The organism is Asticcacaulis sp., assembly GCF_051956075.1.
GTDB lineage: Bacteria > Pseudomonadota > Alphaproteobacteria > Caulobacterales > Caulobacteraceae > Asticcacaulis.
In genome coordinates, this window is record NZ_JBQCGA010000062.1 from 1 (window position 1) to 12035 (window position 12035).

Consider the following 12035-nt stretch of genomic DNA (forward strand, 5'->3'; position numbering starts at 1 on the left):
AGGATCGTTCGACTTGCATGTGTTAGGCCTGCCGCCAGCGTTCGCTCTGAGCCAGGATCAAACTCTCAGGTTGAGTTGACACTAATCTCAGTGACTAAATCACTGCGTAAGTTTACGTTCATTAACGAGTTCCCACACGACATAGCTCCGAAAAGCTAAGTCGAATGGTTGTCTTTAAAGAGACCGCAAACATCAGTGTCGTACTGCAGAACTTAATCTGCGCCAGAACACCGCCGCCTGCGTTTCTCTTTCCATTTCATACAATGTCAAAGACCTCACTGGCGGCCGAGCCGACCAGCGCAACAACCAAACCCGTTGTCGTGGGAGGCGGCTATCTATCCGAACCGCCAAATCGTGTCAACCGACTTTCTTCGTTTTCCACAACCTTGTTTCCAAGGTCAGAAACCGAAGGCAACAAAATCCTGCCGGGCTATCTTTGCGGGATAGCCTGCCAAGGCTTCGTCCGAATCGGAAGATCGCTTTCTTAACTCCGATCGAAATCAACATCAAGCTATTAATTGAATTTTTACACTCAATTGTCAGCTCGTCGTCGGCCCGTTCGGTGCACGTCAGCGAGGAGGCGGCTTTTATGCCCCCTCCTCAGACTTCGCAAGCGCAAAATGCCGGGAATGCGATTCTATCCCCAGCTTCGCCGTTTTGCAGGTTTAACCCGCAATATATTCCTTGAGGGTCCGCGCCTCATGCTCGCTGGCCGCGATGCGCGCCTTGACCAGATCGCCGATGGAGACGATGCCGATCAGCCGCGCCCCCTCCATCACCGGCAGGTGACGGATACGCCGGTCTGTCATACGATCCAGCAGAGACTCGACCGTTTCATGCGCGCCAGCCGAGATAACGTCGCGCGTCATAATATGGCTGACCGGCTTGCCGAGAGCGTCAGCGCCCTCGGTCGCAATGGCGCGGATAATGTCGCGTTCGGAGACGATGCCGACAACGCGACCGATCCTGTCGGTGACGATAAAGGCGCCGACCTTGCGGGTATATAGCAGCGCGGCCACGGACGACAGTGCGTCGTCGGGCGTGACCGTGAAGACCTGACGGCCCTTCATGGTGAGAAGTTGATTAACCAGCATTGGCGCACCCTCCCTTTGGGTTTCAATTATAGACGCCGGATAACGACGTTCGCGCCAATGCTGTAAAAATGCAATAAGTCCGCCGCGCAAACAGCGGCTTCAAAGGCTCAACTTGTCGTGAAGAAACGCGGATTAGACAGCTTCAGCCACGGGCCGATCAGCAGCAGTCCAAACAGATAGCCGACGATGTGCGCCTGCCAGGCGATCCCCTGCCCTTGCGCAACGCCCATCACCATCGGCACAAAGGCCGCCGCCACATTGACGCCGCACCAGAAGACCGTCATGCCGATCACGCGCGAATCCCGCAAGGGCGCGATCATGCCCGGATAACCCGGCCAGACGCGGATGCGCATGGCGGCGCCCATCAGGCCGGACACGGCCCCGGACGCGCCGAGAATCGGCACGGAAGACGTCCAGTTCAGCAGACTGTCGCCCAGCCCTGCGACCATGCCGCAGAGCAGATAAAAGCCCAGAAAGGCCAGGGGGCCGACAGGGCCGCGGCCACAGGCGCGAATAACCGGCGCCGAAAAGGCCAGACAGAAGGCGGAATTGGCCAGGACATGCATCCAACTGCCGTGCAGGAACAGATGCGTGATCAGCAGCTCGACATCCCCCTGTCGCAACAATACGGGCTTCAGGCCAAAACTCTCGATCAGTTGATCCTGAATATAGGGGCTGAGCGAGGCCTGAAAGGCGTAGATCGCGATCAGCAGCGCTGGCAGCAGAAAGGACAGCAGCGGCGCATTGAAGACCGGTTCGCGACCTGGCGCTTCATCTTGCCGGTCAGATCGGAACGGAGGCTCGTCTGTCATATTTCGGGACTCACTTGGCTCATCTCAGGTCATATATGCCCTGCGCAAAGCCGAAATAACAGCGTCGCGACGCCGCAGGGGCGTGTAAAAAGCTAAGAAAAATGAATTTCCTGCGCCAAATCGGGAAAAAATATACGCAATCTTTAAGCTTAGGACTGAGACTGGCGCCCAAATTGCTGGGCCTGCGCCATGCCTGCGGCGCATGTCCCCAGGCCCCGGAGCGCTTTGATGTCCCTGAAGAAGACCCTGATCTGGCCGCCCCTGCTGATCGCCGCCGCCTTCGCCGGCGGCGCGCAGGCGCAGTTCAGCACCAGCAACACCGCCGCCTCCTTCGAGACCGGCTACGGTCTGGCGCGCAATGAGATGCAGACGGCGATCAACCCGTCCATGCGCGACGCCAATGGCAATCTGGTGTTGCAGGACGGCATGATCATGACCGGCACGGACAACAGCGTCTATTCCTATTCGCAGACTCTCGGCGCGGGCGACACCTATTCCGGCGCAGGCGCGCTGGGCGGCGCCACCGCCATCGGCAACAATCTGCAGGTGGTCGTCAACGGCAGCTACAACACCGTGATCGTCCACTCGACCCAGACCAATAACGGCAACGTCACCGCCACGGCCAACGGAACCTCCGTTACGGCGCAAACCGGGACGACCTCCACGAACTCCTCTTTAAACGGACAGGTAAACCTCAATGGCTTCTGAGATTGACAGCAAGAACGCGAAGGCGGCCTCGTCGGTGAACAGAAACACGCGCAAGGTCGCGATCGGTCTCGTCAGCGCCGCGGCGCTGTGCCTTGGCCTCACGGGCTGCATGACGCCGAACGTGCAGGCGGACGGCAATTACAAGACGCCGATCGGCGCCGCGCCGGTCACCGCCAACCCGACCGCCTATTCGGACGCTCTGGTGTGCCTCGGCGCCTATGCCCGCGATCACCATCTGGCCTCGCCGCGTCTGGCGGTGGGCCGCATCTCCGACTATACCGGCAAGGTGTCTTTGGAAGGCGGACGCGAAATCACGCAGGGCGCCTCGCTGATGGCGATGACCGCCCTGGCCAAGGCGGGCGCGCGTCAGGTCGAACGCTTTGACACCAGCGTCGGCGAGCTTGAGCTGAAATACGCCAATAACAAGCTGATCACCGACGACGCGGTCGCCAATCCGACCCATCCGGCGGACTATCGCAAGATCATGGCCGGTCAGGTCGCGGGCTCCGACTTCTTCATCGTCGGCGGCATCACCGAGCTGAACTACAATATTCAGTCTTCCGGCCTCGACGCCTATGCGGGCGACACCAAGGATACGGGCGTCAAGGGCCTCTATTCGGGCCGCACCTATGTGATGAATGTCGCTCTGGACCTGCGTCTGGTCGATACGCGCACGCTGGAAGTGGTCGATGTCATCTCGTATCAGAAGCAGATCGTCGGCCGCGAGATCAAGGCGGGCGTGTTCGACATCCTGAACGGCAATATCTTCAATATCGACGGCGGCAAGGGCGCGCTGGAGCCGATGCAACTGGCGGTGCGCGCCATGATCGAGCGCGCGACGTTGGAATTCATGGCCAATCTGTACGGCGTGTCCGGTCCCGATGTGTGCCTCGATCCGCGCAACGACTTCCTTGAAAATCCGACGCTTGGCCCGACGGGCGGCCTGACCCCGGCCTATAATAATCTGGAGACGAACAATGCTCAGACGCGCGCAGACCCGACCCGCTGGACGGATGTTGCGTCCGACCGTCACGACGCGCCGCCTCCTGCTCCGTCTGACGACCGCCGCAGCGGCCCTGATCACCGCGACGCTGCTGTCAACGACTCCCGCTACTAGTCAGACGATCGGCAGCGACGTCAGCAACAATCAGGATCAGCAGGGCGACGTCCTGTCGAGCCAGACGCTGAACGTCGTGGAGAATGACGGCCTGACCTCGGCGACCGGTCAGGCGACCGGCAACAGCCTGCAGGGCGGCAATCAGGATGTGGATGCGACTCTGCATTCCGTGCAGAACGTCGCCGGCTCGATCCGCGCGGCGGCGAACATCAACGGCGTCAACACCGGAAACGAAGACACTTCGCTGGGCACGCCGGTCTATGGCAATACGCAGGCCATTGGCAACTATCTGGCCTCGACCTCGGATCAGGCCAGCCTGACCGCGACGGCGACGCAGACCGCCAGCGGGCCGGTGCAGTCTGCGACCCAGATCGTCGCGCCGAACAACGCCATCTATGTCAGCGGCGAAGGCGACGCCACCGCCGAAGCCAACCACGCCGCCTTCGAGGTCGCAAACGGCAAGCTGACCTCCACCATGACGCAGACCTCGACCAGCGACGTGCGGGCCGATTCCTATGCGCAGGTGCATTATTCGCCCTCGCCGAACGGCTATTACGCCTACGCGACGAATAACTATTATGGCGCCTATTCCGGTGATCGCGGCACGCAGGAGCATACGGTCACGCAAAGCCAGACTGGTACGACGACGGCGCGCGCCGAGATGAACGGCGGCAATGTCTGGCAGTCGGATGTCAAATCCACCGCGACCGGCAATAATATCGACCTGCAAAATCAGGGCGGTTCGCTGATCGTGGCCGCTAACCAGACCCAGTCGGGCCAGGTGAACGCCCAGGCCAAGAATACCGCCGACCAGTATAGCGTCGCCTACGCCACGGCGTCCGGCGTCGGCAACAATCTGGCCGCAGGTAATAACGACGTCTATGTCCGCCTCGATACGACGCAGATTTCATCTGGCGGCGTCGATGTCAGCGCCCAGTTCGACGGCAACAGCGGCTATGACGGCTATGTCACCGCCGACGCGGTCGGCAATCAGGCCCTCGCCTATGCCTGCTCGAACTGTCAGGCCGACTACGGCGTCAACTCGACCCAGGTGAACAATTCCGACGTCAACGCCACCGCAACCGCCAGCGCGGTTCAGGGACGCTCCATCGTCTCGACCGCCCGCGCCACCGGCAACAGCGCGACCTATTACGTGTCGCACTGAGGGCGACGCATAAGCACGATGAAAAGGGGAAGGCTCAGGCCTTCCCTTTTTTCGTTGCTATCTAAACAAAATGTAATCTTGCAACTTATGCCTTTATTCAGGCGCCGGTTTGCGCCAGTGTCACGGGCCTAGGATTACCGGGAGCCCGCCATGACTTTGAAATCGTCCCTACTGACCGCCTTCGCCGTCGCCGCACTCACCTCGACCGCATTGACGCCGGTGAGCGTTCTGGCGCAGACGACCGCTTCGGCGCCCGCTTTCAGCGCTCAGGTCCGCGACCTGTCCAAGGGACTGGACTTCCCGCAGAACCATTCCGACATCAAGGCCGACCCGAACATCCGTTTCGGCAAGCTGGCCAACGGCATGACCTATATCATCATGAAGAACGCCACGCCGCCGGGCACGGCGTCGATCCGCCTGCGCATCAATGGCGGCTCGATGATGGAGCATGACGACCAGCAGGGCCTGGCCCACTTCCTCGAACACATGGCCTTCAACGGCTCGAAGAACGTGGCCGAGGGCGACATGGTCAAGATTCTGGAGCGTCACGGCCTCGCCTTCGGCGCCGACACCAACGCCCATACCGGCTTTGACGAGACGGTGTATCAGCTCGACCTGCCGACGGTGAAGCCCGACGATATCGACACCGGCCTGTTCCTGATGCGCGAGACGGCGGGCAATCTCACGCTGGACGACGGCGCCATCGACCGCGAGCGCGGCGTCATCCTGGGCGAGGAGCGCTCACGCGACACGCCGGGCCTGCACGCCTACGAAAAATGGGCCGACGACGCCTTCGCCGGACAGGTCTATCCGACGCGCCTGCCCATCGGCAAGGTGGACGTTATCCAATCCGCCAAACACGACCGCTTCGCCGATTTTTACAGTAATTTCTACCGCCCGGAACTGGCGACCCTTGTGGTGGTCGGCGACATCGACCCCGATACGATCGAGGCCGACATCAAGACGAAATTTTCCGACTGGAAAGGCCCGGCCAACCCGATCCGCATGACCGATTTCGGCGTCTATAAGCCCAAGGGCGTCGTCGCGGACACCTATTCCGAAGCCGGTCTGCCCGATTCGATCAGCCTGACCTGGTCGCAAGCCTTCGACGACCACTATCAGGACGTCGCCAAGGAGACCAAAGACTTCATCGACGATCTGCGCCTGAGCATATTCAACGACCGGCTGGAGCGCCGCGCCAAGCAGGCCGACGCGCCGTTCGTCGCCGCCGAAGCCGGACGCGATTCGGTCGGCGAGACCGCCGAAGTCGTGCAACTGAACATCACGCCCAAGCCCGGCCACGACAAGGAGGCGCTGATCGACGCCTACACCATGGCGCGCCAGTTCGCCGCCTATGGCGTGACTCAGGACGAGCTGAACCGCGCCTTGGCTGACCAGGAAGCGCGCTTTCAGGCGGCGCTCAAGGGCGCCAATACCCGCGACAACCGCCGTCTGGCCGACGCCCTGTCCGACAGCATGGGCAGCGGCGACGTCTTCACCTCGCCCAAGCAGGATTACGACTATTTTGAAAGCCTGAAGCCGAGCCTGACGGTGGACCGCCTCAATGACGGCGTCAAAGACCTGTTTTCCGGCGACGGCCCGTTGCTGTGGCACGAGGGCGAGAACCTGAACGGCCTCGACAAGCAGGCCCTGCTCGATTCCTATAAGGCCGTGCAGGCCGCGCCCGTCGCCAAGCCTGACATTCAATCGACCAAGCCCTGGCCCTATACCGATTTCGGCGCTCCGGCCAAGCTGATCAAGCGCGTGGAGGTCAAGGATCTCGGCCTCGTGCAACTGACCTACGCCAACGGCGTCAAGGCGACGATCAAGACCACCGACTTCAAGAAAGATGAGATCGGCGTCACCGTGCGCTTTGCGGGCGGCCTGTCCGTCCTGCCGCCCGACGGCAAGGCGCCGGTCTTCCAGGCGACGGTCAATGATCTGATGGAGGGCGGCCTCGGCAAGCTGACCGCCGCCGAGATCAAGGACACGCTGAGCGGCAAGATCTACAGCGTCCGTTACGGCATTGGCGACGACGCGGCCATGTTGAGCGGCGGCACGACGAAGGGCGACTTCGCTACGGAAATGCAGGCGCTGATGGCCTTCACCACCGACGCCGCCATGCGCGCCGACGCCTTCGAGCGCCTCAAGGGCTTTATCCCCGACTATTATCAGCAATTGCAATCGACCCCCGGCGGCGTCTTCCAGATGCAGGCCAATGGCGTCCTGCACGGCGGCGATCCGCGTTTCGTCATGCCGAGCGAGCAGGCCTTCCTCGCCACCCCGAACGATCAGGTCAAGGCTCTGGTGGAGGGCGAACTGACAAAAGCGCCGGTCGAGATCACCATTGTCGGCGATGTCGATGAGGCCGAGGCCGAGGCCGAAATCGCCAAGACCTTCGCCGCCCTGCCCGCCCGCGCGCCGGCGCCTGCGCCTGCGCCCGCCGATCTCAAGATCCATTTCCCGACCAGCGACCTGCATCAGGTATTCGAGCATCATGGACGCGCCGATCAGGATTTAAGCTTCATCGCCTGGCCGGGCGCGGACTTCACTTCCGATCCGGCGCGCGCGGCGGGCCTGACCGTGCTGTCCGAAGTGCTGAACCTGCGCCTGACCGACGTGGTGCGCGAAAAAGAGGGCATCGCCTACAGCCCCTACGCCGGCAACGTCAATTCGCAGACCTTCCCCGGTTACGGGTATCTGAGCGCCACCGCCGAGGTGAAGCCGGAGAACGATCAGGCCTTCTATGACGCCGTGTCGGGCATTGTCGCCGACCTGAAGGCCAAGCCGATCAGCGCCGATGAGCTGCTGCGGGCGCAAAAGCCGCTGCTCGACCAGATGGACACCCAGCTCAAGACCAACAGCTATTGGCGCAATGTCCTGCCCGGCACGATGAGCGACCCGAGGAAGCTCGACTATATCCGCACCCGCCGCGCCCGTTATCAGGCGGTCACCATCGCCGACATTCAGAAACTGGCGCAACAGTATCTGAACATGGACAAGGCGCTGCGGCTGCAGATCAAGCCCGCCGCCGACGCGCAACCGGTGACGGACTCCGCCTCGGAAACGCCGTCGAAATAAGCGACGTGACCGCGCGTCCGGCCGGGCCGGGCGCGCCGTCCATATTTTGCTTGATCTTGCGGCGCGCTGTCGTTATTGCGCTGCACACGGCGATGGATTTCCGCCGGGCCATATGCGCCGAACCGCTCCCCGACGAGCTGATGATTCCTGCTTTGTTGCTGTTTGCAAAAGGTGGAATCGTGTCTGTCGTCCAAAGCTCCTCCCCTCGCCTGCGTTTCGCCGCCGAAGTCGTGCGCTGGACGCTAATTCTGACGCCGATGGCGGTCGCGGTCGGATCGGCTTGCGCGCTGTTTCTGTGGGCGCTGGAGATGGCCACCAACCTGCGCTATGCGCATCCGTGGCTTCTGTATCTGCTGCCCGTCGCCGGTTTCCTGATCGGCCTCATCTATCTGTGGAAGGGACAACCCGCCGAGGGCGGCAATAATCTTATTCTGGAGCAGATTCACGAACCGGGCGGCGGCGTGCCGCTGCGCATGGCGCCGTTCGTGCTGGTCGCCACCGTGCTGACCCACCTGTTCGGCGGCTCGGCCGGGCGCGAAGGCACCGCCGTCCAGATGGGCGGCAGTCTGGCCAGCGGCGTCGGCAAGCTGTTCCGGCTCGGCGACGCCGATGTGCGCATCCTGCTGATGGCCGGGATCGCCGCCGGTTTCGGGGCCGTGTTCGGCACGCCACTGGCCGGAGCGGTGTTCGCGCTCGAAGTTCTGACGATCGGGCGCATCCAGTATGCGGCTCTGGTCCCGTGTCTGGCCGCCTCCCTGATCGCCGATTACACCTGCCGCGCCTGGGGGATTCATCACACCGCCTATTCCATCGGCTATATGGCCGGGATCGCCCACGTCGCCTTCGATCCGGTCATGCTGGCCAAGGTGGCGGTCGCCGCTGTCGCCTTCGGCCTGATCAGCCGCGTCTTCGCCGAGGGCAACCATATTCTCGGCGGCTTCCTGAAAAAGCACATCCGCTTTGCGCCCCTGCGTCCTCTGATCGGCGGAGTCGCGGTGATCGCCCTCGTCTTCCTGTTCGACACGCGGGATTATCTGGGCCTCGGCGTCACCTCGCCCGATCCGCATGGCGTGTCGATTGTCAGCCTGTTCGGGCCGGACATCCATCCCTGGGCGTGGGCGCTCAAGTTGCTTTTCACCGTCGTGACCCTGAGCGCCGGTTACAAGGGCGGCGAGGTCACGCCTTTATTCTTCATCGGCGCGGCGCTGGGCAATGCGCTGGCGCCGATTCTGGGCGTCCCGGTCGATCTGCTGGCCGCGCTCGGCTTTGTCGCCGTATTCGCAGGCGCCGCCAATACGCCGCTGGCCTGCACCCTGATGGGCGTCGAGCTGTTCGGTGGAACGCACGCCGTCTATATCGCCGCCGCCTGCTGGATCGCCTATCTGTGCAGCGGCCATTCCGGCATCTATCTGTCGCAGCGCATCGCCGTCCCCAAGGCGCCGGACGCGGCGCTGGCCGTCAACGCCACCTTGCGCGACGCGCGCGCCCTGCGCCCCGCCGCCTGGCCGCCCGCGCGGCGCGACGAATAGCAAAAAGCCCCGCCGAGGACCGACGGGGCTTTTCAGTTGAGCGCGCTTTTTTATAGATTACTGGACGAAGCCGCCGACGCCGCCGTCAAAGGTCATCACGGCCTTGGACTGACACATATTGCAAGCGACCTGACGCTGCTTGGTGATCGTCTCGGTGCGGGTCAGGGTCAGGATCTTGACGCCTGCGCCGAAGCGACGCAGCAACGAACGCTCATTGCACTGACGCTGCGGAATCTGCGGACGGCAGCTCAACTGGCCATTTTCGTGCCACAGCGCCTCATCCTTCTTGCAGGTGTTGGTCTGGCCGTTATCGAAGCTGATATGGCTGCCGTCATAGTCGGCGACGATCCATTGCATATGGGTGCCTGCGATGCAGCGATAGACCTCGCCGCGATAATCGCCACGAATGTCGCGATCCGGGAAGACCTGTGAGGCCGGGTGCGGCACGCCGGTGTCGTCGATGCAGTTGGCTTCGATCACCGTGCGCTTGGTCAGGGTCTGCTGTTCGCTGTAGGACTCCATACGACCGGAGCAGCAGTCGCCGCCCACCACATTCAGGCCGCCGACTTCCTGCGGATAGCCAGGCGTCTGCGACCAGTTGCCGTAGCCGCCGCCATAATAGGCGCCGCTGGAACTGCCCGAAGCGTTGACATTGACATTGACATTGGCCGTCGCCGAGGCGCGCGCAGAAGCGCCGCTATAGCTTCCGCCGCCGCCGCATGACGTGCAGGGCATATGCGGCGGAGTCGGATTGTGCGGACGGGTCGGCGGCGCGGGCGGCGCGCAGCCGGTCGTGCAGGCCGCGGCCTCTCCGGCCATGGCCAGGAGTCCGACGCCGAGAAGGACGCTGAAAATCTTGATCAGGGTTGCGCGCATCGAAATGTCTTCCTTGCTGGCATTTTCGCCGTGACGGCGTTCTACGCCCGACATGCAAGGACCATACCGGCCCAAACTTGCCGCTTTCTTAAATCTGAACACGTTTAAACCGCGAAAAACACCATAAAACGCGAAAATCCGGCAGGAATCTTGCCTTTCGACCTCCGAAAGGACACCGCCTTGCCCCATTCCAGCACAGTCGCCTTCATCAGCTATTGGCGGGGTCTGCAAGCCGAACCGGACCGCGCGCCGCCGCGCGACCGCTTCGATCCGGGCCGCCTCAGCCGCCTGATCCCGCAGATGATTATGGTGTCAACCGTTGACGCCCGCCACAGGTTTCGCCTCGCGGGCGGTTTTTTGACCGCCCTGCATGGCCGTGAGTTGAAGACGACGCCCTTCCTGACGCTGTTCCGTCCCGCCTTCATCGACGCCGTCGCCGCCGCCATGACGCTGGCGCGCCGCCGCGAGCAACCTCTGGTGCTGACCGTCTCCGCGCCGTGGGAGACGCCGCAACAGCAGGACGACGATCTGTTTCAAGATGAGACGCTGGCCCTGGAAATCTGCCTGTGCCCGTTAGCGAACGACGTCGGCAAGGTCGACCGCATGGTCGGGCTCTGCCAGACCCTGTCAGCGCCGCCGCAGCGCATCGACGGGCGGCTGGGTCTTTACAGTCTGGACGCCGCGCGCCTATACGCGCCGGACCGCGACATTCGCGCCGCTCACCTGCAATTGATCGCTGCGAACGGTAAGCGCATCGCCTAAACGCTTGATTTTTCGCGCGCATGTCGGCCACTCTTTATCTTCAGGATAAGGAGACGCCATGTCGAAAAACGATAAGATGCCGAAGCACGACAAGACGAAGGCCACCTTGGAAAAACTCCAGATCGCTCTGGTCGATACGCAGATCTGGACTCTGGCCAACGGAAAGAAGGTCTGCATCCTGTTCGAGGGCCGCGACGCGGCGGGCAAGGACGGCGCCATCAAACGCCTGACCGAATGCCTGTCGGGCCGCGCCACGCGCGTCGTCGCCCTGCCCAAGCCGACCAATACCGAACAGGGCGAATGGTGGTTCCAGCGCTACGTCAACCACCTGCCGACCAATGGCGAATGGGTGGTGTTCAACCGTTCCTGGTACAACCGCGCCGGGGTCGAAAAGGTCATGGGCTTCTCCACGCCGGAGCAGCAGGAGATCTTCATCCGCGACGTGCCCGACTTCGAGAGCATGATCGTGCGCAGCGGCATCATCCTGATCAAGCTGTGGCTCGACATTTCGCGCGAGGAGGAAAAGAAGCGCCTCGACGCCCGCCGCTCCGATCCGCGCAAGCGGCTCAAGGTGTCCGATCTCGATCAGGTGGCGCAGGATCGCTGGGACGACTATTCCAGAGCGCGCGACGACATGCTGCGCCGGTCGCACCACGAACACGGGCGCTGGACCTGCGTGGCCACCGACTCCAAGAAGAAGGCGCGCGAACATATTATCCGCCATGTTCTGCAGGTGATTGGCTGCCCGCACGGACGCGACGGGCTCGCCGGACCGGACCCGGACATTGTGTTCGACTATGACGAGGTGATCGAAGGCCGCCGTCAGTTGCAGCCCTGAATTTGCCCCCACAAAAATCGCCGGGAAACCCGTCGCCGGTAACCTTTTGTTGA

At 62.4% G+C, this 12035-nt stretch carries 10 protein-coding genes, 1 rRNA gene and 1 riboswitch; of the genes, 7 read left to right on the forward strand and 4 right to left on the reverse strand.

Annotated features, from left to right (window positions below; genetic code table 11):
* The 3 genes from ACTHLA_RS17255 to ACTHLA_RS17265 all read right to left on the reverse strand — a co-directional run.
* Window positions 1–73: ribosomal RNA gene (locus ACTHLA_RS17255) — 16S ribosomal RNA — on the reverse strand; the annotation flags it as partial.
* A gap of 592 nt (window positions 74–665) precedes the next feature.
* On the reverse strand, window positions 666–1094 hold the full coding sequence (locus ACTHLA_RS17260) for a CBS domain-containing protein (protein ID WP_440192396.1): 429 nt from the start codon (window positions 1092–1094) through the stop codon (window positions 666–668).
* Between the two features lie 107 nt (window positions 1095–1201).
* Window positions 1202–1906 (reverse strand): rhomboid family intramembrane serine protease, encoded by a 705-nt coding sequence (locus ACTHLA_RS17265; RefSeq protein ID WP_440192399.1) that lies wholly within the window; start codon window positions 1904–1906, stop codon window positions 1202–1204.
* Window positions 1907–2134: 228 nt separating this feature from the next.
* On the opposite strand from ACTHLA_RS17265, the gene hfaA reads away from it, so the two are divergent.
* The 5 genes from hfaA (at window position 2135) to ACTHLA_RS17290 (ending at window position 9506) form a co-directional block, all read left to right on the forward strand.
* Complete coding sequence (gene hfaA, locus ACTHLA_RS17270; protein ID WP_440192402.1) at window positions 2135–2614, forward strand: holdfast anchoring protein HfaA; 480 nt, start codon at window positions 2135–2137, stop codon at window positions 2612–2614.
* The gene (hfaB, locus tag ACTHLA_RS17275; RefSeq protein ID WP_440192405.1) at window positions 2604–3731 is read left to right on the forward strand and encodes a holdfast anchoring protein HfaB; all 1128 of its coding nucleotides are present in this window, start codon (window positions 2604–2606) and stop codon (window positions 3729–3731) included. Before hfaA ends, hfaB begins: the two co-directional genes overlap by 11 nt.
* Window positions 3628–4896 carry a holdfast anchor protein HfaD gene (gene hfaD, locus ACTHLA_RS17280; RefSeq protein ID WP_440192495.1) on the forward strand — a complete coding sequence of 423 codons (1269 nt, stop codon included), beginning with the start codon at window positions 3628–3630 and terminating at the stop codon, window positions 4894–4896. Before hfaB ends, hfaD begins: the two co-directional genes overlap by 104 nt.
* Before the next feature lie 150 nt (window positions 4897–5046).
* On the forward strand, window positions 5047–7977 hold the full coding sequence (locus ACTHLA_RS17285; RefSeq protein WP_440192408.1) for a M16 family metallopeptidase: 2931 nt from the start codon (window positions 5047–5049) through the stop codon (window positions 7975–7977).
* Between the two features lie 79 nt (window positions 7978–8056).
* Window positions 8057–8134, forward strand: a riboswitch (Fluoride riboswitch).
* 22 nt (window positions 8135–8156) lie between these two features.
* Window positions 8157–9506, forward strand: coding sequence for a voltage-gated chloride channel family protein (locus ACTHLA_RS17290; RefSeq protein ID WP_440192411.1), 1350 nt, complete (start codon window positions 8157–8159; stop codon window positions 9504–9506).
* A gap of 57 nt (window positions 9507–9563) precedes the next feature.
* On the opposite strand, the gene ACTHLA_RS17295 is transcribed toward ACTHLA_RS17290, so the two are convergent.
* Window positions 9564–10436, reverse strand: a complete 873-nt coding sequence (locus ACTHLA_RS17295; protein ID WP_440192414.1) for a hypothetical protein — start codon at window positions 10434–10436, stop codon at window positions 9564–9566.
* Window positions 10437–10562: 126 nt separating this feature from the next.
* Between ACTHLA_RS17295 and ACTHLA_RS17300 the strand changes: the two genes are divergently transcribed.
* The gene (locus ACTHLA_RS17300) at window positions 10563–11144 is read left to right on the forward strand and encodes a PAS domain-containing protein (RefSeq protein ID WP_440192416.1); all 582 of its coding nucleotides are present in this window, start codon (window positions 10563–10565) and stop codon (window positions 11142–11144) included.
* A 58-nt stretch (window positions 11145–11202) separates the two neighbouring features.
* A complete protein-coding gene (ppk2, locus tag ACTHLA_RS17305; protein WP_440192419.1) occupies window positions 11203–11982 on the forward strand; it encodes a polyphosphate kinase 2 in 780 nt (259 codons plus the stop codon).
* Window positions 11983–12035 lie beyond the last annotated feature (53 nt).

Coding starts and splice junctions, on each gene's coding strand:
- ACTHLA_RS17260 (WP_440192396.1), bottom strand. CDS start 1,094: ATGCTGGTTAATCAACTTCTCACCATGAAGGGCCGTCAGGTCTTCACG.
- ACTHLA_RS17265 (WP_440192399.1), bottom strand. CDS start 1,906: ATGACAGACGAGCCTCCGTTCCGATCTGACCGGCAAGATGAAGCGCCA.
- hfaA (WP_440192402.1), top strand. CDS start 2,135: ATGTCCCTGAAGAAGACCCTGATCTGGCCGCCCCTGCTGATCGCCGCC.
- hfaB (WP_440192405.1), top strand. CDS start 2,604: ATGGCTTCTGAGATTGACAGCAAGAACGCGAAGGCGGCCTCGTCGGTG.
- hfaD (WP_440192495.1), top strand. CDS start 3,628: ATGTTGCGTCCGACCGTCACGACGCGCCGCCTCCTGCTCCGTCTGACG.
- ACTHLA_RS17285 (WP_440192408.1), top strand. CDS start 5,047: ATGACTTTGAAATCGTCCCTACTGACCGCCTTCGCCGTCGCCGCACTC.
- ACTHLA_RS17295 (WP_440192414.1), bottom strand. CDS start 10,436: ATGTCGGGCGTAGAACGCCGTCACGGCGAAAATGCCAGCAAGGAAGAC.
- ppk2 (WP_440192419.1), top strand. CDS start 11,203: ATGTCGAAAAACGATAAGATGCCGAAGCACGACAAGACGAAGGCCACC.